The organism is Rhizobium sp. SVR5-2C (genome assembly GCF_056755115.1).
Genome location: NZ_JBNDHT010000009.1, coordinates 38,719 through 57,537 on the forward strand (window position 1 = coordinate 38,719; position 18,819 = coordinate 57,537).

At 59.7% G+C, this 18,819-nt stretch carries 19 protein-coding genes and 1 pseudogene; 16 read left to right on the top strand and 4 right to left on the bottom strand.

Going from position 1 to position 18,819, the window contains the following annotated elements; translation table 11 throughout:
• Window positions 1-98 precede the first annotated feature (98 nt).
• From ACPYOI_RS04440 to ACPYOI_RS04455, 4 genes are all read right to left on the bottom strand, one after another.
• Window positions 99-530, bottom strand: a complete 432-nt coding sequence (locus ACPYOI_RS04440) for an HIT family protein (RefSeq protein WP_481419439.1) — start codon at window positions 528-530, stop codon at window positions 99-101.
• A 53-nt stretch (window positions 531-583) separates the two neighbouring features.
• The gene (locus ACPYOI_RS04445; RefSeq protein WP_481419440.1) at window positions 584-1,774 is read right to left on the bottom strand and encodes a GNAT family N-acetyltransferase; all 1,191 of its coding nucleotides are present in this window, start codon (window positions 1,772-1,774) and stop codon (window positions 584-586) included.
• 78 nt (window positions 1,775-1,852) lie between these two features.
• A complete protein-coding gene (locus ACPYOI_RS04450) occupies window positions 1,853-2,572 on the bottom strand; it encodes a glycerophosphodiester phosphodiesterase (RefSeq protein ID WP_481419441.1) in 720 nt (239 codons plus the stop codon).
• Complete coding sequence (locus tag ACPYOI_RS04455; protein ID WP_481419442.1) at window positions 2,573-3,040, bottom strand: RidA family protein; 468 nt, start codon at window positions 3,038-3,040, stop codon at window positions 2,573-2,575.
• Between the two features lie 139 nt (window positions 3,041-3,179).
• Between ACPYOI_RS04455 and ACPYOI_RS04460 the strand changes: the two genes are divergently transcribed.
• The 16 genes and pseudogenes from ACPYOI_RS04460 (at window position 3,180) to lpxB (ending at window position 18,813) form a co-directional block, all read left to right on the top strand.
• Window positions 3,180-4,019, top strand: coding sequence for a cell envelope integrity EipB family protein (locus ACPYOI_RS04460; protein WP_481419443.1), 840 nt, complete (start codon window positions 3,180-3,182; stop codon window positions 4,017-4,019).
• Window positions 4,020-4,136: 117 nt separating this feature from the next.
• Window positions 4,137-4,844, top strand: coding sequence for a pentapeptide repeat-containing protein (locus ACPYOI_RS04465; RefSeq protein WP_481419444.1), 708 nt, complete (start codon window positions 4,137-4,139; stop codon window positions 4,842-4,844).
• Window positions 4,845-4,894: 50 nt separating this feature from the next.
• Complete coding sequence (locus ACPYOI_RS04470) at window positions 4,895-5,539, top strand: metallophosphoesterase family protein (protein ID WP_481419445.1); 645 nt, start codon at window positions 4,895-4,897, stop codon at window positions 5,537-5,539.
• 239 nt (window positions 5,540-5,778) lie between these two features.
• A complete protein-coding gene (gene rpsB, locus ACPYOI_RS04475) occupies window positions 5,779-6,543 on the top strand; it encodes a 30S ribosomal protein S2 (RefSeq protein ID WP_481419446.1) in 765 nt (254 codons plus the stop codon).
• A 239-nt stretch (window positions 6,544-6,782) separates the two neighbouring features.
• Window positions 6,783-7,709, top strand: a complete 927-nt coding sequence (tsf, locus tag ACPYOI_RS04480; protein ID WP_481419447.1) for a translation elongation factor Ts — start codon at window positions 6,783-6,785, stop codon at window positions 7,707-7,709.
• Window positions 7,710-7,804: 95 nt separating this feature from the next.
• Window positions 7,805-8,527, top strand: coding sequence for a UMP kinase (gene pyrH, locus ACPYOI_RS04485; protein ID WP_168832809.1), 723 nt, complete (start codon window positions 7,805-7,807; stop codon window positions 8,525-8,527).
• A gap of 52 nt (window positions 8,528-8,579) precedes the next feature.
• Window positions 8,580-9,134: a ribosome recycling factor gene (gene frr / locus ACPYOI_RS04490; RefSeq protein WP_168832808.1), complete on the top strand. Its 555-nt coding sequence runs from the start codon at window positions 8,580-8,582 to the stop codon at window positions 9,132-9,134.
• A 35-nt stretch (window positions 9,135-9,169) separates the two neighbouring features.
• Window positions 9,170-9,913: an isoprenyl transferase gene (locus tag ACPYOI_RS04495; RefSeq protein ID WP_481419448.1), complete on the top strand. Its 744-nt coding sequence runs from the start codon at window positions 9,170-9,172 to the stop codon at window positions 9,911-9,913.
• A complete protein-coding gene (locus ACPYOI_RS04500; RefSeq protein WP_481419449.1) occupies window positions 9,913-10,749 on the top strand; it encodes a phosphatidate cytidylyltransferase in 837 nt (278 codons plus the stop codon). Before ACPYOI_RS04495 ends, ACPYOI_RS04500 begins: the two co-directional genes overlap by 1 nt.
• A 29-nt stretch (window positions 10,750-10,778) precedes the next feature.
• Window positions 10,779-11,912 carry an RIP metalloprotease RseP gene (gene rseP / locus ACPYOI_RS04505; RefSeq protein ID WP_481419450.1) on the top strand — a complete coding sequence of 378 codons (1,134 nt, stop codon included), beginning with the start codon at window positions 10,779-10,781 and terminating at the stop codon, window positions 11,910-11,912.
• Between the two features lie 194 nt (window positions 11,913-12,106).
• Window positions 12,107-14,449, top strand: coding sequence for an outer membrane protein assembly factor BamA (gene bamA, locus ACPYOI_RS04510; protein WP_481422577.1), 2,343 nt, complete (start codon window positions 12,107-12,109; stop codon window positions 14,447-14,449).
• A gap of 37 nt (window positions 14,450-14,486) precedes the next feature.
• Window positions 14,487-15,470 (top strand): annotated as a pseudogene (lpxD, locus tag ACPYOI_RS04515) (UDP-3-O-(3-hydroxymyristoyl)glucosamine N-acyltransferase); the annotation flags it as partial.
• A 60-nt stretch (window positions 15,471-15,530) separates the two neighbouring features.
• Window positions 15,531-15,956, top strand: coding sequence for a 3-hydroxyacyl-ACP dehydratase FabZ (gene fabZ / locus ACPYOI_RS04520; protein WP_481422578.1), 426 nt, complete (start codon window positions 15,531-15,533; stop codon window positions 15,954-15,956).
• Window positions 15,953-16,771: an acyl-ACP--UDP-N-acetylglucosamine O-acyltransferase gene (lpxA, locus tag ACPYOI_RS04525; RefSeq protein WP_481415157.1), complete on the top strand. Its 819-nt coding sequence runs from the start codon at window positions 15,953-15,955 to the stop codon at window positions 16,769-16,771. Before fabZ ends, lpxA begins: the two co-directional genes overlap by 4 nt.
• 3 nt (window positions 16,772-16,774) lie before the next feature.
• A complete protein-coding gene (locus ACPYOI_RS04530; protein WP_481415158.1) occupies window positions 16,775-17,656 on the top strand; it encodes an LpxI family protein in 882 nt (293 codons plus the stop codon).
• Window positions 17,641-18,813, top strand: coding sequence for a lipid-A-disaccharide synthase (gene lpxB, locus ACPYOI_RS04535; protein WP_481415159.1), 1,173 nt, complete (start codon window positions 17,641-17,643; stop codon window positions 18,811-18,813). The genes ACPYOI_RS04530 and lpxB overlap by 16 nt, the downstream gene beginning before the upstream one ends.
• Window positions 18,814-18,819 lie beyond the last annotated feature (6 nt).

An 18,819-nucleotide genomic window follows, 5' to 3' on the forward strand; every position in this document is an offset into this window, starting at 1 on the left:
ATTGAAGAAAGGCCGCAGTGATGCGGCCTTTTTTATTGCTTCTCAAACTTTTGCAGGAATGAGGGAGGACATGCAGCTGAGCGGTGCTGCGAAGCCCTTCAGTTCCCCAGCTCGCCTTTGATCTTCTCGGCGTTCGCTGCAAGCACGTCGCCATCCTCCATCTTGCCGGAATGCGGCTTCAGCGGAATGCCCTCGTGGCGGGGGATGACGTGGAAGTGGAGATGAAACACGGTCTGGCCGGCCGCCGGCTCATTGAACTGGATGACCAGGACGCCATCCGCATCGAAGGCGTCCTTCACGGCGCTTGCGATTTTCTGCACGACGGTGATGGCATGCGAAATCGTGGCCGGGTTGGCATCGAGAATGTTGCGCGATGGCGCTTTCGGAACGACGAGCACATGGCCCGGGGCCTGCGGCATGACGTCCATGAAGGCGACCGTGTGCTCGTCCTCGTAGACGCGATGCGACGGGATCTCGCCACGAAGAATCTTGGCAAAGATATTGTCGTCATCGTAAGCGGCGCTGCTCATCTCGAAATCTCCTCGTTTTCCGGTGCTCGGGTAGCGCGGCAAAGGCGCGGACGTCAATCCTCCTGCTGCCGCTCGCCTTTGCGGAAGGGGCTGTGCTCGGAGAGGATCTCGTTCATCTGCTCCACGTCCTCGCGCTCGTGTTGGAGGTAATCGGCAATCGCACGCCGCAGGCCCGCATGGGCGACATAGTGCGCCGAATGCGTTGTCACCGGCAGGTAACCACGCGCAAGTTTGTGCTCACCCTGTGCGCCCGCCTCGACTCGCTTGAGGCCCTTGGCAAGTGCGAAGTCGATCGCCTGATGATAGCAGACCTCGAAATGCAGGTAGGGGTGGTCTTCAATGCAGCCCCAATGGCGCCCGTAAAGCGTGTCGCCGCCGATGAAATTGATCGCGCCCGCAACATATCGGCCATTGTGCTTGGCCATGACGAGCAGGATGTCTTCCGGCATGCGCTCGCCGATCAGCGAATAGAATTCGCGGGTGAGATAGGGCCTTCCCCACTTGCGGCCGCCCGTATCCATGTAGAAGGCGAAGAACTCGTCCCAGATGCGTTCGGTAAGATCGCTGCCGGTCAGCCAGTCTATGGTGATGCCGTTTTCGAGTGCGGTGCGGCGCTCCTTCCGCAGCGCCTTGCGCTTGCGCGAAGCGAGGGTTTCGAGGAATTCCTCGTGGTTGGCATAGCCTTCGTTGATGAAATGGAATTGCTGGTCGGTCCGGTGCAGATAGCCGTCGCTCTCGAACACGGAAATCTCGTCTTCCGGCACGAAGGTGATATGGGCCGACGAGACGCCGAGCTGGCGGACGACCTCTTTCATACTCTCTGCGATGGCATTCTGGATCGGCCGGCGCTCCAGACCCTCGGCAACGAGCAGCCGCGGGCCGGTCGCGGGTGTGAAGGGGATCGAGCATTGCAGTTTCGGGTAATAGCGCCCGCCGGCCCGCTCGAAGGCGTCCGCCCAGCCATGGTCGAAGACGTATTCGCCGCGGCTGTGGTTCTTCAGGTAGCCAGGCAGGGCGCCGATCAGCTCACCCTTGTCCGTCTCCAACAGAAGATGATGGCCGAGCCAACCGGTTTGTGCCGTGGCCGAGCCTGACTCTTCGAGCGACGAGAGGAAGGCGTGCGACAGGAAGGGATTGTAGGCGAGCGTCTTGCCTTCCTTGGATGTCCCGGAAAGCCTGGACCAGCTCTCCGGGGAAATCGCGGTGAAGGACCGCTCGACGCGGATCGATAATTCGTCTGTCATGGAACAAATGCGAGGCCGTTTGGGGGAGGATTTTGGCTCTCCTTCAGTCTGCGCATGACTTTGTCCAAAAAGCGAGCGTCAAACCGAAACCCGGGGATCGAAACCTTCGAACGTCATCTGATCGGCATGCTCGAAGGTATGCTGGCGCGCCTTTTCGTCGCGGACCGTCCAAGTAATGACCGGGATGCCTTTTGCACGCTGGGCGGTGATGAAGGCGTTCGGCAGGTCGGCGAAGAAATAGGAGATGAAATCGAGGCCGATCTCCATCGCCCGTTCATGGTTGGCGAATTCCTCCGGCTTGTTGCCGCCGGCGGTGAGCCCGAGCGGGTAGGGCGCGTTCAATGCCTTGAGATCGCGCAGCAGCCAATGATCGAAGCTCATCAGCGCGATTTTGCCATCGTAGCCTTCCAGCACTTCGAGGACGGCTTCTGCGAAGCCTTCGTCATCCGCCTCGCGGCCCTTGAGTTCGAGGACGAGTGGGACTTTGCCTTGTACAAGATCGAGCAGCTGCTTGAGCGTCGGGATCTTGTCGGCCGTGCCGCCGACCGACAGCAGCCCGAGCTCCCGGGAGGTGCGCTCGCGGATGTCGCCCTTCATGTTGCCGAGGCGCTCGAGATTCTCGTCGTGGAAGACGATCGGCACGCCATCCGAGGCATAATGGAGATCGCACTCGATGGCAAAACCGGCTTCGACGGCGCGGGCGAAGGCAGAAAGCGTGTTTTCCCAGACGAGCTTGTTGGTGTCGTGATAGCCGCGATGGGCGACCGGCAGTTCCTTGATCCAGGCAGCGGAGGTCATTTATGCAATTTCCATGATGGCGTCGATTTCGACTGCGGCGTTAAGGGGCAGGGCGGCCATGCCGACGGCCGCGCGGGCATGCTTTCCGGCATCGCCGAGAATGCCGGCGATCAGGTTCGAGGCGCCATTGATGACAAAATGCTGCTCGACGAAGTCCGGGGCGGAGGCGACAAAACCGTTCAGTTTGATGACGCGCTTGATACGGCCGAGATCGCCTCCGAGCGCGGCCTTCGCCTGCGCGAGGATATTGATGGCGCACAGTTCAGCGCCACGCTGGCCCGCGGGAACGACGACATCTCTGCCGAGATGGCCGGTCACCGCGACCTTGCCACCTTCGATCGGGAGCTGGCCGGAAATATAGAGGAGGTTGCCGCTAATCACATAAGGAACATAATTGGCAGCGGGGGCGGCGGCTTCCGGAAGGGTTATTCCCATTTCCTTCAGGCGAGCCTCGATTTGATTCGACATTTTCGTCTCCGCTTTTTGTTGTAGGTTCTTCAAAAAACTATGTATCGAGACTAGAATCTTTGCCTGTGACATTTTCGAGCCTCGATTTGGCCGAAAGCGTTCTTATATCATCGCGGCCGAGTCCAACAGGAGATAATGGATGTTCCGACCGAGTCTTGCCGCTCTTCTTATCGCAGGCGTCTCATCGAGTGCCTGGGCTGGGGCACCTGCGTCCGGCGCGGCGATCGCCTCCGGTCTTGTCGCCCACCGGGCGATATATGACCTCGAGCTGAAGGACGCCACGGAACGCTCCGGTATCGCCGGCATGTTTGGCCGCATGGTTTACGAGTTCGACGGCAATTATTGCGAAGGTTTCACGACGAATTTTCGCTTCGTGACGCAGATCGACACCGGAGACAGCACGCGTGTCAGCGATCAGCAGACGAAGACCTTCGAGAACCTGAAGGACCGCAAGTTTACCTTCGAGACGAAGTCGTTCACCGACGACCAGCTCGACAAGGAAGTGAACGGCGAGGCAAACAACAAGGCCGATGGCGTGACCGTCGATCTGAAGCGCCCGCAGAGCAAGGAACTGCAGCTTGCTCAAAGCCGCTTTCCGACGGAGCACATGCTCGACGTGATCGAGAATGCCAAGGCCGGCAAGCGCTTCTTCGAGGCTCGCGTCTTTGACGGCTCCGACGATGGGGACAAGGCGTTGGCGACGACGACGGTCGTCGGCAAGCAGGTCACGCCGGTAGCCGGAGATGAGACGGATGCGGGCAATGCCGGCGCTTTCGCTAATGAGGCCTTCTGGCCGGTGACGATCTCCTATTTCAACGAAAATACGAAATCGGATGCGCTGCCCGTCTATCGTATGTCCTTCAAGCTTTACGAGAACGGCATTACACGCGACCTTACCATGGACTACGGTGACTTCGTGCTGACCGGTAAGCTCGCGAAGCTGGAGATGCTCAACAAGAAAGCGGACACCTGCAAGTGAACCGCAACGGATGAGGCGCATACTCCGGGAGGCATGATGCCTCGCCTTTCCTTTTCGTGCGCATAATCAGAATTCAGTCACCATTGGTAGCCGGCGTTGCCGGCAAGGGGAACGGGTATGAAGAACTTGCCATCAACTGCACGTCCAGGTTTCTTGATGGCGCTTGTCGTCACCGCCGTTGTATCGGCCGGCAATGCTATGGCGGACGATTGCCGTCGCACGCCTGAGTCCGGTATCGACTGGAGCGAGTGCACCAAGAAGAACCTGATGCTGGAAGGCAGCGATCTCCAGAAAGCGACTCTCATCGGAACCGACCTGACGCAGACCAGCCTCAAAAATGTCAACCTCACGGCGGCCAACCTCGAGAAGGCAACGCTGGTGCGGGCCTGGCTTGAAGGCGTAAAGGCTGACAATGCCAGGTTCGACAAGATTGAGGCCTACCGCGCGGTATTCCAGCATGCGTCGGCGCAACGCGCATCCTTTGTCAGCGCTGAGTTGCAGCGGGCGGATTTCACCGGCGCACAGCTTTCCGGGGCCAATTTCGAAAAGGCCGAGCTCGGGCGCGCGAATTTTGAGCAGGCGGTTCTAACAGGCGCGACATTTTCACTCGCGAATCTGTCGCGTGCCGACCTCGGCGGCGCAACCCTGGGAGGTCCCGTCAATTTCGATCGCGCCTTCATGTTCCTGACGAGGATAGAGGGCCTCGATCTTTCCGCTGCAACAGGGCTTCAACAATCGCAGGTCGATCTGACCTGCGGGGATTCGTCGACCAAGCTTCCTGCCGGCCTCAAGCCCCCAGCCAACTGGCCCTGCCCATCTGACTGAGTGGGAACGCAACCATAGCAGTGAAGTTATGTCCCGCAGGAGGCGTCGACATGAATTTCACGTTTGCCGTGGGTGACATTCACGGCTGCCTGGAGCCACTGAGAGAGATGCTGGATCGCATCGGTGGCCGCGCGCACAGCGGTACGGTGGTCTTCCTCGGCGACTATGTGGACCGCGGTCCCGACAGCAAGGGCGTTGTCGATCTCCTAATGAGCGGACCAGGCAGCGGATCCTGGCGCTGGATATGTCTGATGGGGAACCATGAGGACATGATGCTGCGCGCCTATGGCAGTGATGAGGAATATATCTGGTGGCTCGAAAACGGCGGGTTCCAGACCGAGCTTTCCTATGGCGGCAGGGTAGCATTTGGGCATCTGGTTTGGGCCGGCAAGCTGCCTTTGATGCACGTCGATGATCATCGTATATTCGTGCATGCCGGCGTGGTTCCGGAACGCGCCCTCAATATGCAGAGGCCGGACGACCTGCTTTGGCTAAGGGTGCCCGATGATTATTCGACGGATTATTGGGGAAAGCATCTGTGCCACGGCCACACGCCCTCAGATCGGAATCCCATAACGGTCGCCAACCGGACGAACGTCGACAGCGGATGCGTATTTGGCGGTACGCTTTCGTGCGCCGTGTTCGACGATTCGCTGGCTGGCGGCCCGATTGAGTTTATCCAAGTACCGGCTTAACGGGGTGATCGTCGACGCGATTTGTGTGTCGCGGCGCGACGCAGCGCATTTAGAACAGCTCGGTGGCGGTTTTTTCCGCGAATGTCTTGCATTTCTAGCCGATCGAAGGTAAGGGCACCCGCATTCCACACGTAAGGCATGGGATTGTCCGGGAGAAATCCGGATTTTTCCGCCGGTGGCATCTTCGAAGAGGATGCTGTTCGCCTTGCGGAGGTTCAACCGGAAAAGGAGTCAAAGGCATGGCATTGCCTGATTTTTCTATGCGCCAGCTTCTGGAAGCTGGTGTTCACTTCGGCCACCAGACCCATCGCTGGAACCCGAAGATGAAGCCGTACATTTTCGGCGATCGTAACAACATCCACATCATCGACCTGGCCCAGACCGTTCCGATGCTGTCGCGCGCCTTGCAGGTCATCAGCGATACCGTCGCCCGTGGCGGCCGCGTTCTGTTCGTCGGCACCAAGCGCCAGGCTTCGGAAATCATCGCCGATGCAGCAAAGCGTTCCGCTCAGTACTACGTCAACTCGCGTTGGCTCGGCGGCATGATGACGAACTGGAAGACGATCTCCAACTCGATCCAGCGTCTGCGCAAGCTCGACGAAATCCTCGCTGGCGACGCCCAGGGCTTCACCAAGAAGGAACGTCTGAACCTCGAGCGCGAGCGCGAAAAGCTCGACAAGGCTCTCGGTGGTATCAAGGACATGGGCGGCACGCCGGACCTGATGTTCATCATCGACACCAACAAGGAAAAGATCGCGATCGACGAAGCCAAGCGCCTCGGCATTCCGGTCGTTGCGATCATCGACTCGAACTGCGATCCGGACCTGATCGACTATCCGATCCCGGGCAACGACGACGCTTCGCGCGCCATCGCTCTCTACTGCGACCTGGTTTCGCGTGCTGCCATCGACGGTATCGCCCGTCAGCAGAGCGCATCGGGCCGCGACCTCGGCGCTTCGGTTGAAGCTCCGACCGAGCCGGCGCTCGACGAGGCTCAAGCCTGATAACCAGGCGGACGGGCCCTGCGGCCCGTCCAGCTTGACTGGATTGGGAAAGGCCGCGCGAGATCTGCGAAGCTCCGGCGGCCTTGACCTTTTTAGGCGGCAGCTTTGCCCAGGCCGCCTAACGAGTTCTGTTATGACGCGTCTTCATCACGCTGTCATACATACAGGTACATTTCGTGCCTCAATCCGGTGGCGCATGGCACGTTGCGGACCACCGTATAACCGACAAGAGGAAGCTTATGACCGAGATTACGGCTGCACTGGTGAAGGAACTGCGCGAAAAGTCCGGCGCGGGCATGATGGACTGCAAGAAGGCGCTGACGGAAACCAACGGCGACATCGAAGCAGCGATCGACTGGCTGCGCGCCAAGGGCATTTCCAAGGCTGACAAGAAGTCCGGCCGCACCGCTGCTGAAGGCCTGATCGGCATCGCTGGCGCCGGTCACAAGGCAGTCGTCGTCGAGCTCAACTCCGAGACCGACTTCGTTGCCCGTAACGACGCCTTTCAGGATCTCGTTCGCGGCGTCGCCAACGTTGCTCTGGCGACCAACGGCACCGTTGAAGCCATTTCGGCTGCGACCTATCCGGCGTCCGGCAAGCCGGTTGCCGATACCATCAAGGACGCGATCGCGACGATCGGCGAGAACATGACCCTGCGTCGTGCAGCCAAGGTGGAAGTTGAGCACGGCGTTGTTGCAACCTACATCCACAATGCTGCCGGCGACGGTATCGGCAAGCTCGGCGTTCTGGTTGCCCTGAAGTCGAATGGTGACAAGGCCGTTCTGACGTCCATCGGCCGTCAGGTCGCCATGCACATTGCTGCAACCAATCCGCTCGCCATCCGCGCTGAAGAAGTCGATGCCTCCGTTGCAGAGCGTGAACGCAACGTCTTCATCGAACAGGCCCGCGAATCCGGCAAGCCGGAAGCCATCATTGAAAAGATGGTAGACGGCCGCATGCGCAAGTTCTTCGAGGAAGTTGCCCTTCTCTCGCAGGCTTTCGTGATCAACCCCGACCTGACGGTCGGTGCTGCGGTCAAGGAAGCTGAAAAGGAAGCCGGCGCGCCGATCGAGATCACCGGCATGGCCCGCCTGCTCCTCGGCGAAGGCGTCGAGAAGGAAGAAAGCGACTTCGCAGCCGAAGTCGCAGCAGCTGCCAAGGGCTGATAAAACCTTATAGAATGTGAAAACGGCGGGGCATCGCGTGACAACGCGGTGCCCTTCGTGTATCCGGCAGTCATGCCAATAAACAAGGAGCCAAGATGTCGTTAGAGCCTGTCTATAAACGCGTTCTACTCAAGGCTTCCGGCGAAGCGCTCATGGGAAGCCAGGGATTCGGCATCGACGTTGCGGTGGCTGACCGCATCGCTTCGGATATCGCCGAAGCCCGGAAGATGGGCGTTGAGGTCGGTGTCGTTGTCGGCGGCGGCAACATTTTTCGCGGGGTAGCGGTCGCCTCCAAGGGCGGGGACCGTGTGACAGGCGACCACATGGGCATGCTCGGCACGGTGATCAATGCGTTGGCACTCGCTACATCGCTGCGCAAACTGAATGTCGACACGGTTGTGCTTTCGGCGATTTCGATGCCGGAACTCTGCGAGAGCTTTTCGCAGCGGGCGACGCTCTATCATCTTTCGATGGGCCGGGTGGTGATCTTCGCCGGCGGCACCGGCAATCCGTTCTTCACGACGGATTCCGCAGCCGCTCTTCGCGCTGCCGAAATGGGTGCGGAGGCGATCTTCAAGGGCACGCAGGTCGATGGCATCTATTCTGCCGATCCGAAGAAGGATCCGACGGCTACCCGTTTCGACCACCTGACGCACAAGGAAGTGCTCGAAAGGGGCCTTGCCGTCATGGACATCGCCGCCGTCGCCCTTGCTCGCGAAAATTCCATTCCGATCATCGTCTTCTCGATTCACGAGAAGGGCGGATTTGCTGAAATCTTGACGGGCGGTGGCCTCAAGACCATCGTATCGGATAACTGACTAGAAGACAGCGCTGCAACCGCGGCGCGTCAGAGTGACGGGAGCATCGACTATGACTGAAGAAATCAAGGAACTGAAGCGCCGCATGGACGGCGCGGTTTCCGCATTCAAGCACGATATCGCATCGTTGCGCACTGGCCGCGCCTCGGCCAACATTCTGGACCCGGTCACGGTCGAAGCCTATGGCTCGCGCTTGCCATTGAACCAGGTTGCTAATATTACCGTGCCCGAGCCGCGGATGCTTTCGGTATCCGTCTGGGACAAGTCGATGGTCGGCGCGACGGATCGCGCCATCCGCGAATCGAATCTCGGCCTCAACCCGATCGTCGACGGACAGAACTTGCGCATTCCGCTGCCGGAACTCAATGAAGAGCGCCGCAAGTCGCTGGTCAAGGTCGCCCATGACTATGCGGAAAAGAGCAAGGTCGCGATTCGCCATGTGCGCCGTGACGGCATGGAAGGGCTCAAGAAGGCCGAAAAGGACGGCGTCCTGAGCCAGGATGACAGCCGTGCGCAGTCCGAACGTGTACAGAAGATGACGGATGAGATGATTTCCGAGATCGACCGCTTGCTTGCGGACAAGGAAAAGGAAATCATGCAGGTTTAGGGCGTTCTCCTGCGCCCCTGGAGACCAGACGGATAATGTCGGAACCAGCATTCTTGAGCATGCCAGAACATGTTGCGATCATCATGGATGGCAACGGCCGTTGGGCAAAGCAGCGAGGGCTGCCGCGTGCAATGGGTCACCGCAAAGGTGTGGAGGCCGTTCGCGAGACCGTGCGCGCCGCCGGGGATGCAGGCATTAAATACCTGACGCTCTTTGCCTTTTCTTCAGAGAACTGGCGCCGGCCGGAAGCCGAGGTCACAGACCTGATGGGGTTGCTGAAGGCCTTCATCAGGCGGGATCTCGCGGAACTGCATGCGCAGAACGTGCGGATCAAGATCATCGGCGACAGGCAGAGCCTCCGCAGCGATATTCTCAACCTTCTGCTCGAGGCTGAGGAGACGACGCGCGACAACACGGCGCTGACCCTGGTTATTGCCTTCAACTATGGCTCGCGCGACGAGATCGCCCGAGCCATGACGAGCGTTGCCAGGGATATCGAGGCCGGACGGCTGCAGGCGGGGGACATCACGCCCGAACTCATCAATGCGCGGCTGGACACAGCCGGCATTCCCGATCCCGACCTCATCATTCGCACCAGCGGCGAAGAGCGGCTCTCGAACTTCCTTCTCTGGCAGGCGGCCTATTCCGAATTCGTCTTCGTGCCGGAGTACTGGCCGGATTTCAGCCGCGAACTCTTTTATGCCGCACTTGAGAAATTCGCGGCGCGCGATCGCCGGTTCGGGGGCATTTCGGCGCAGGCGGCCGCAGTAGGTAGCTGATGCAGCAGGAACTGAAACTTCGCGTCGTTTCAGGCGTCGTTCTGGCAATCATCGTGCTTGCGGCGACATGGTACGGCGGCTTTGCCTTCCGGTTGCTGTCGGCTGTGATCGGCCTGCTCATCTATTATGAATGGTCGACGATCACGCGGTTGCAAGGCGAACAACCGGTTGCGAATGCAGCGGGCTGGATAGGGCAGGCGGCGATTGCCGTTGCGATCCTGCTCGGCCGCTTCGATTTTGCGCTGAGCTTGCTTGTCTTTTTCTTCGCTGTCGCGATCGGCTTCGTTGTCGCCCGCAGTGCCAACTGGTGGTTTCCGGCAGGCGTGGTCTACGCGGGATTGACCGGCATCGCGCTGGCCGAGATCCGGGGTGCCGACACCGCCGGACTGCATGCAATGCTCTTCGTCTTCGCCGTGGTTTGGGCCACCGACATTCTTGCCTATTTCGTTGGGCGTGCAATCGGCGGGCCGAAGCTAGCGCCCAGGATTTCACCGGGAAAGACACAATCGGGTGCCCTGGGAGGTGCGGTCTCGGCCGTTGTCGCCGGCAGTCTCGTCGCCTATTTCTTCATCCCGGAGGCGGATTGGCTGATGGCGGCTGCCGTCGCCTTCATTCTTTCCGTCTGCAGCCAGGCGGGCGATCTGTTTGAATCTTTCATCAAGCGCCGGTTCGGCGTAAAAGATTCCAGCCGTCTCATTCCGGGACACGGCGGCGTTATGGACCGGGTCGATGGGCTGATTGTCGCTTGTTTTGCGGCGTTCTTGCTCGCGACATTATTTTCCCTGATAAAAGGGGATGGCATGGCGCCGCTCGGCGCCGCCTTGTTCGGTCTCTGATAAATGCGTGAGCGCAGCGGAAGGATTTCATGGAAGGCTTGACCAGTATATTCGGCTTTCTGACGGGCTACATCATTCCCTTCGTCGTGGTTCTGTCGCTGCTCGTCTTTGTGCACGAGATGGGGCACTATCTCGTCGGCCGCTGGAGCGGCATTCGCGTGCTTGCCTTTTCGGTCGGTTTCGGACCGGAGATCGCGGGCTTTACCGACCGGCATGGCACACGGTGGAAGATCTCGGCGATTCCGCTTGGCGGCTACGTGCGCTTTTTCGGCGACGAAGATGCGTCGAGCAAGCCTGATATGGACAAGCTCAAAACGATGTCGCCAGAGGACCGTGAGCGTTCATTTGCAGGGGCGAAGCTCTGGAAGCGGGCGGCGACCGTAGCGGCCGGTCCGATCGCCAATTTCCTGCTTGCGATCATCATCTTTGCAACGCTTTTTTCGATCTACGGCCGTTCGGTCGCCGACCCCGTCGTTGCCGAAGTGAAGCCGCAAAGCGCTGCAGCCGAAGCTGGCATATTGCCCGGCGACCTGCTCTTTGCGATCGACGGCGCGAAAGTCGAGACCTTCGATGATGTGCGGCGCTACGTCAGCATCCGTCCGGAACAGCGGATTGTGGTCACGATCGAGCGAAACGGCGAGAAGATGGACCTGCCGATGGTGCCGAAGCGCACCGACATGACCGACCAGTTTGGTAACAAGATCGAGATCGGCCTGATCGGCATCGTCACGAACCAGGAAGTCGGCCATTTCCGCGTGCAGACGTATACGCCGCTCGCGGCGCTGCGGGAGGGTACGGTCCAGACCTGGTATATCGTCACCGGCACCTTCAAGTATATCGGCAATCTCTTTGAGGGCTATATGAAGCCTGATCAGCTCGGAGGTCCCATCCGCGTAGCGCAAGCTTCGGGCCAGATGGCAACGCTAGGTGTTGCTGCCTTGCTTCAGCTCGCTGCAGTATTGTCGGTTTCCATCGGACTACTGAATTTGATGCCAGTTCCGGTACTTGATGGCGGCCATCTGATGTTCTATGCGATTGAGGCAGTTAGGGGAAAACCTTTGGGAGCATCGGCTCAGGAAATTGCATTCCGCATTGGCTTGGCTATGGTCCTTTCCCTGATGGTTTTTGCTACCTGGAATGACATCAGCGCGTTGATTGGCTGACGCGCTTGGTGGAGGGAAATTACCGTTTATTTACGATGTTTCAAAGCTGTAGTGGCGAATGGGTCACGCTTCGAAATGAAGTAAACAGAAATTAACTCGCTACCTTGCTTGTAGGGCAAAAGCGGGTAAAACGACACACGTGCCGGAATCGGGTTCGCCCGGAGACGGGGACGAGAAAAAAGGTAATGGGTGAAATGAAGGCTGGTTCAAGATTTTTGAACGCAGTATCGGCGGTTGCGCTGTCTGCAGGTATCGTTGCTTCGGGCGCAGGTGCAATTACGATCGTTTCCGCGACTGCTGCGGAAGCAGCCGTTATCCAGCGTATCGACGTGCGCGGAGCCAGCCGCGTTGGCGCCGAAGCCGTCCGGTCCAATCTTACGATCACCCCCGGCAAGAGTTTTTCAAACACCGACATCGATGACTCGGTGAAGCAGCTCTACGGCACCGGCTATTTCTCCGACGTGAAGATTTCGGTCTCCGGTAGCACGCTCGTCGTTACCGTCGAGGAAGCTCAGCTCGTCAATCAGGTCGTCTTCAACGGCAACCGCAAGATCAAGGACGACAAGCTTGCGACCGTGGTGCAGACACACGCAGCCGGTCCTTACAACGATGCGCAGATCCAGGCAGACATCGCGGCGATCAAGGAAGCCTACGCTGCGACCGGCCGTAGTGAAGTTCAGGTGACGACGCAGGTCGTTCCGCTCGGCGAAGGCCGCGTGAACCTTGCCTTCGTCATCGATGAAGGCGATCGCACGAAGATCGCAGGTATCAATTTCGTAGGCAATAACGCCTACAGCTCCAGCCGCCTCGCTGCCGTAATCAGCACCAAGCGCTCGAACTTCCTGTCGTTCCTGACCCGCAAGGACGTTTACAACGAAGATCGCCTTCATGCCGACGAAGAGGCGCTGCGCCAGTTCTATTTCAACCGCGGTTATGCCGACTTCAAGATTATCTCTTCGGACGCCTCTTTCGACGAGACCACCAACAAGTACACGCTGACCTTCAATATGGAGGAGGGGCCGCGTTACAACTTTGGTCCCATCACCGTGCAGTCGACGGTCGAGGGCGTCAGCGCCGATCAGCTTCAAGGCCTGGTGACGACGCACGAGGGCGAGGTCTATAGCGCCAAGGACGTCCAGCGATCCATCGAAGCCATTTCGGACCAGGTTGCTTCGGCGGGCTACCCATTCGCGCGTGTGACGCCTCGCGGCAATCGCGATCTCGGCAACAATACCATCGGTGTCGAATATCTCGTCGATCAGGGCGAGCGTGCTTACATCGAACGCATCGAGATTCGCGGTAACAGCCGCACGCGTGACTACGTCATCCGTCGCGAGTTCGACATGAGCGAAGGCGACGCCTTCAATCAGCAGATGATCACCAAGGCGAAGCGTCGTCTTGAGGCGCTCGGCTTCTTCTCGTCGGTCAATATCACGACCCAGCCCGGCAGTTCGCCTGACCGCGTCGTGGTCGTCGTCGATGTTCAGGATCAGTCGACGGGTTCGTTCGGTATCGGTGCCGGTTACGCCGCTGGCGGCGACGGCCTGCTCCTGGAAGCCTCTATCGAGGAAAAGAACTTCCTCGGTCGCGGCCAATACATCAGGGTTTCTGCTGGTGGCGGCGTCGAAGGATCGCAGTCTTACGGCTTGAGCTTCACTGAGCCTTACTTCCTGGGTTATCGTCTGGCGACCGGCTTCGACCTCAATCACAGCCAAACCTCGAGCAACGACAACTACGACTATACGGAAGACAGCGCCATTCTTCGTACGACGGCGCCGATCACGGAAGATCTGGCGACGACGTTCCGCTACAACTTCAAGCGGATGGATTACGACGCCGACGGCAACGACCTGAGCGATCTGTCTGACACCTATCAGCACCTGGTCACTGACGGGCCGTGGATCCGTTCATCGGTTTCCAACACGCTCACCTACAACACGCTCGATGACATGACGCTGCCGCGTGAAGGCGTGTACGCGACGCTGACGAACGAAATTGCCGGTTTGGGCGGCGATTCGCAGTACTACAAGATCTACGGCAAGGCGCGGTATTATCATCTGCTGGCCGATGATGCCGATATCATTGGATCGGTTGCTGCTGGCGCAGGCTATGTTGTCGGCTTCGGAAGCGATTTGAACGTCTTCGACCAGTTCACGCTCGGTAATAATGATATCCGCGGCTTCGAGAACAAGGGTATCGGCCCGCGTATTGCTGGCTCCAACGACGACCCGCTCGGCGGCACGACGTATTTCACCGTGTCGGCGGAAGCGACGTTCCCGATGCCGCTCTTCCCGCGTGACTTCGGTCTGCGCGGTGCGGTGTTTGCCGATGCCGGTACGCTTTTCGGCAACGACGTTACGCTGCGCGGCAACGATAAGTTGGAAGGCGACAATGCGGATCTCCGTGCGTCCGTGGGTCTCGGTATCGTCTGGCAGTCGCCGTTCGGCGCACTGCGCGTCGATTACGCGATCCCGGTCGTGAAGGAAGATTTCGACAAGACGCAGTACTTCAAGTTTGGCATCAACAACCAATTCTGATATCGGCAATCCAGAATCGAAAACTGGAGCTTTGCCGGTGGTGCAGAACAATTTTTTTCCGTCCGGAGATGGCGTCAGACTTTCGGAGCTGGCGCATCATCTCGGGGCGGAACTAGCCAATCCTGATAGCGGCGATGTCCTCATCCGCTCCGTAGCGCCGATCAACCGCGCGAAAGCGGGGGACCTTTGCTACATCATCTCGCGCAAGAGCCGTGCCGAGCTTGAAACCACTCAGGCCTCTGCGGTTCTTTGCGATCCTGCCATCAGTTCAGCCGTGCCGCCGCACATTCCGGTTCTGTTGTCGAAGAATCCGCATGCCGCTTTCGCCATCGCCGGCGGGCTCCTGCATCCGGAGGCGCTTCAGCCGGTCGCGCTCGTATCTTCCGCAACCGACGTTTCGCCGAGCGCAGTGGTCGATCCGACCGCGCGGCTCGAGCCGGGCGTGATCGTAGAGCCTTTTGCCGTCATCGGGGCCAACGCCGAAATCGGCCAGGGTACGCGTATCGGTGCCAGTGCCCTCATCGGCCCAGGAGTGAAGATTGGCCGCGATTGCACGATCGCGGGCGGCGCCAGCATTCTCTGCGCTCTGCTGGGCAACCGTGTGATCGTGCACAATGGCGCACGTATCGGCCAGGATGGCTTCGGCTACGCGCCAGGGCCGCAAGGCATGATCAAGATCGTTCAGATCGGCCGCGTCATTATCCAGGACAATGTTGAAATTGGCGCAAATACGACGATTGATCGCGGTACAATGGACGATACGGTGATCGGCGAAGGGACCAAGATCGACAATCAGGTCCAGATTGGCCATAACGTCAAGATCGGACGCCATTGCGCGATTGTTTCGCAGGTCGGCATAGCCGGCAGCACGATCATAGGAAACGGCGTTCAGATCGGCGGCCAGGCAGGACTTAATGGCCATATCGTGATAGGCGATGGCGCGCAGATCGCGGCAAAAAGCGGCGTCATCCAAAGCATTCCCGCCGGAGAGCGATACGGCGGCATTCCGGCGCGCGGGCTCACAAGACTGGAGAGAAGAATGACTGAGGGGGCCAAAGCGTCGCTTTCGTCGGCGGACATCATGGAGATCATGAAGCTTCTGCCGCATCGCTACCCGTTTTTGCTGGTCGATAAGATCGTTGAGATCGACGGCGATGAATCCGCGATCGGCATCAAGAATGTGACGGCCAACGAGCCGCATTTCACCGGCCATTTTCCCGAATCGCCCATAATGCCCGGTGTTTTGCTGATTGAAGGCATGGCGCAGACGGCAGGCGCCATCTGTGCGCGCAAGGATGGAACGAACGGCAACCTGGTCTACTTCATGACCATCGACAATGCGCGTTTCCGCAAGCCCGTGATTCCGGGCGATCGGGTCGAGTTTCATGTGAAGAAGCAGAAGCAGCGCGGCAATATCTGGAAATTCCATTGCGACGCCAAGGTGGACGGCGGCCTGGTCGCGGAAGCCGATATCGGCGCGATGATCCTGCGCAGGGAAGATGCATGAGCACGATCGCCGCAAGCGCCCGCATCCATGCCATGGCTGTTGTCGAGGACGGCGCCGTGATAGGCGAAGGCGTGACGATCGGACCGTTCTGCCATGTTGGTCCCAAAGTCGTCCTTCACGATAACGTCGAGTTGCTGGCGCACGCTGTAGTGACCGGCAAGACCGAGATCGGCAAAGGCACGCGAATCTTTCCGATGGCGGTCATAGGCGGTGATCCGCAGAGTGTGCACCATGGCGGAGAAGAGACCACGCTCACCGTTGGTGAAAATTGCATCATCCGCGAAGGCGTGACGATGAATACCGGGACCGTCGATTTCGGCGGCAAGACGATCGTCGGCAACAACAACCTGTTCCTTGCCAATTCGCACGTCGCCCATGACTGCCAAGTCGGCAGCAACGTCATCATGTCGAATAATGTCATGCTTGCCGGGCATGTAACGATTGAGGATCGGGTTATTCTCGGCGGTGGATCGGCGGTTCATCAGTTCACGCGCGTCGGCCGTCAGGCCTTCGTCGGCGGCCTTTCCGCCGTCAGCTACGATGTCATCCCCTACGGCATGCTGAATGGAAATCCCGGCTTGCTCGGCGGTCTTAATGTCGTCGGCATGACGCGTGCCGGGATCGATCGCGCCGTCATCCATACAGTGCGGCGCGCCTACAAGGCGATCTTCGAGGGCTCCGGATCGATCCGCGACAACGCGGCGGCGATCCGCGACGAATACGCCGATTGCGAGCAAGCGATGCACATCCTCGACTTCATCGCCGCCGAGAGCGATCGCGCGTTGTCATCGCCGACACGAGGACAGAAAGGCTGACCCTTGTCTCCCGCCGGTGATACCGACAAAGGCCGTCTGGCGATCATTGCGGGGAACGGTCTTCTGCCCTCCTACGTCGCCGAGGCGGCGCGGGCAGCCGGCGAGAATCCATTTGTGATCTCGTTGAAGGGAGAGCTCGACCGGTCATGGGAGGGCTACGACCATGCGGTGATCGGCGTCGGTGATTTCGCGGCACTGGACGGACTTTTCAATCGTCACAACATCACCCGTGTGGTGATGTCGGGCGGCGTTCGCAGGCGTCCCGAATGGCGGGAGGTGCGGCCGACCTGGCGGACGATCGCGAAGATGCCGGCCGTGGTGCGGACCCTGCTTTCGGGCGGCGACGACACGGTGCTGCAGATGGTTATCAAGCTCATCGAGGATAACGGCCGCCGGGTCATTGGTGCGCAGGACATTGCGCCGGACTTGCTGGCGGCTGTTGGGTCGATCGGCGCCCTGTCGCCGGGAGAGGACGACAAAACCGATATCCTGAAGGCTGCACAAGCCGCCGAGGCGCTCGGCGCGCTCGACGTCGGGCAGGGTGCTGTCTCGGTCGGCGGGCGCATTGTGGCGCTGGAAGGCGTCGAGGGGACCGACGGCATGCTTGAGCGTGTTGCTGCGCTGCGGGCTGCCGGGCGGGTCTCGCCGCGCCGGCGCGGCGTACTGGTTAAGCTCTGCAAGCCGCAGCAGGATATTCGCGCCGACCTGCCGTCGATCGGGCTGTCGACCGTGACAAACGCGAAGAAGGCCGGGTTGGCGGGCATTGCCATTGAGGCCGGCCGCGCGCTTGTGCTAGATCGGCAGACAGTGATCAAGGCGGCCGACGAGGCGGGACTCTTTGTCTGCGGACTCGATCGCGGCTTGCCGTCATGGGGGCTGCAATGAAGCTCGCGATCGTCGCCGGTGAAGTTTCCGGAGATCTTCTCGGGGCCGATCTCGTGGCGGCGCTGAAGCGAAGACAGCCTGGAATCGAGTTGGTCGGCGTCGGCGGCGACGCGTTGGAGGCGCAGGGGTTAAGGTCGCTCTTCGACTTCTCCGAACTTTCGATCATGGGCATCACACAGGTGCTCGGTAAGCTTCCGAAGCTTGTTGCGCTCATCAGGCAGACGGCGGCTGCGATCATCGCGGCAAGGCCAGATGTTCTGGTCATCATCGACAGTCCCGATTTCACGCATCGCGTGGCTAAACGAGTCCGCGAAGCCTTGCCGGATTTGCCGGTCATCAATTATGTCTGTCCCAGTGTATGGGCGTGGAAAGAATATCGCGCGCAAGCGATGCTGGGCTATGTCGACCACGTGTTGGCCGTTCTGCCGTTCGAGCCACAAGTGATGGAGCGGCTGGGCGGGCCGCCGACGACCTATGTCGGTCACCGGTTGACGGCTGATCGGGATCTCGTCGCCGCGAGGGGCCGTCGCGTCGCGCGTGGGATTTCAGGCGACCGCCAGAAAACCATCATGCTGCTGCCCGGGTCGCGCTCGACAGAGATCACGAGGCTAATGCCCTATTTCGAGGCCGCCGTGAACGAGCTCGTTGCACGAAACGGCGGCATGCGTTTTGTCATGCCGACCGTCAGCCGCCGCGAAGCTGTCGTCCGCGAACTGGTCGGAAAGTGGAAGGTCCAGCCCGACATCCTGATCGGGAATGATGCAAAATGGCGCGCCTTTGGCGAGGCAGACGCAGCACTCGCCGCATCCGGCACAGTCGTCCTCGAGTTGGCTCTGACCGGCGTTCCGACCGTCTCGACATACAAGACGGACTGGATCATGACAATGCTGACCTCCCGGATAAAAACCTGGACGGCATCAATTCCAAATCTGATCGCCGACTACGCCGTGGTGCCGGAATATTTCAACGACGTCTTGCGCGGCGGCGGTCTTGCCCGCTGGATGGAGCAACTGTCGCAGGACACGCTGCAGCGGCGCGCGATGGTGGAGGGCTTCGACCTCGTCTGGCAGCGCATGCAGACCGAAAAACCGCCTGGCGAGCGGGCGGCGGATGTTGTTCTCGACGTTCTGGACAAGAAAAAACCCGGTCATCACTGACCGGGT

What these genes read in the sequence shown, in the direction of transcription:
- ACPYOI_RS04500 (WP_481419449.1), top strand. Translation starts at nt 9,913, where the DNA reads ATGCAGCAGGAACTGAAACTTCGCGTCGTTTCAGGCGTCGTTCTGGCA.
- lpxA (WP_481415157.1), top strand. Translation starts at nt 15,953, where the DNA reads ATGAGCACGATCGCCGCAAGCGCCCGCATCCATGCCATGGCTGTTGTC.
- tsf (WP_481419447.1), top strand. Translation starts at nt 6,783, where the DNA reads ATGACCGAGATTACGGCTGCACTGGTGAAGGAACTGCGCGAAAAGTCC.
- lpxB (WP_481415159.1), top strand. Translation starts at nt 17,641, where the DNA reads ATGGGGGCTGCAATGAAGCTCGCGATCGTCGCCGGTGAAGTTTCCGGA.
- rseP (WP_481419450.1), top strand. Translation starts at nt 10,779, where the DNA reads ATGGAAGGCTTGACCAGTATATTCGGCTTTCTGACGGGCTACATCATT.
- fabZ (WP_481422578.1), top strand. Translation starts at nt 15,531, where the DNA reads ATGGAGATCATGAAGCTTCTGCCGCATCGCTACCCGTTTTTGCTGGTC.
- bamA (WP_481422577.1), top strand. Translation starts at nt 12,107, where the DNA reads ATGAAGGCTGGTTCAAGATTTTTGAACGCAGTATCGGCGGTTGCGCTG.
- frr (WP_168832808.1), top strand. Translation starts at nt 8,580, where the DNA reads ATGACTGAAGAAATCAAGGAACTGAAGCGCCGCATGGACGGCGCGGTT.
- rpsB (WP_481419446.1), top strand. Translation starts at nt 5,779, where the DNA reads ATGGCATTGCCTGATTTTTCTATGCGCCAGCTTCTGGAAGCTGGTGTT.
- pyrH (WP_168832809.1), top strand. Translation starts at nt 7,805, where the DNA reads ATGTCGTTAGAGCCTGTCTATAAACGCGTTCTACTCAAGGCTTCCGGC.
- ACPYOI_RS04465 (WP_481419444.1), top strand. Translation starts at nt 4,137, where the DNA reads ATGAAGAACTTGCCATCAACTGCACGTCCAGGTTTCTTGATGGCGCTT.
- ACPYOI_RS04440 (WP_481419439.1), bottom strand. Translation starts at nt 530, where the DNA reads ATGAGCAGCGCCGCTTACGATGACGACAATATCTTTGCCAAGATTCTT.
- ACPYOI_RS04460 (WP_481419443.1), top strand. Translation starts at nt 3,180, where the DNA reads ATGTTCCGACCGAGTCTTGCCGCTCTTCTTATCGCAGGCGTCTCATCG.
- ACPYOI_RS04450 (WP_481419441.1), bottom strand. Translation starts at nt 2,572, where the DNA reads ATGACCTCCGCTGCCTGGATCAAGGAACTGCCGGTCGCCCATCGCGGC.
- ACPYOI_RS04495 (WP_481419448.1), top strand. Translation starts at nt 9,170, where the DNA reads ATGTCGGAACCAGCATTCTTGAGCATGCCAGAACATGTTGCGATCATC.
- ACPYOI_RS04470 (WP_481419445.1), top strand. Translation starts at nt 4,895, where the DNA reads ATGAATTTCACGTTTGCCGTGGGTGACATTCACGGCTGCCTGGAGCCA.
- ACPYOI_RS04445 (WP_481419440.1), bottom strand. Translation starts at nt 1,774, where the DNA reads ATGACAGACGAATTATCGATCCGCGTCGAGCGGTCCTTCACCGCGATT.
- ACPYOI_RS04455 (WP_481419442.1), bottom strand. Translation starts at nt 3,040, where the DNA reads ATGTCGAATCAAATCGAGGCTCGCCTGAAGGAAATGGGAATAACCCTT.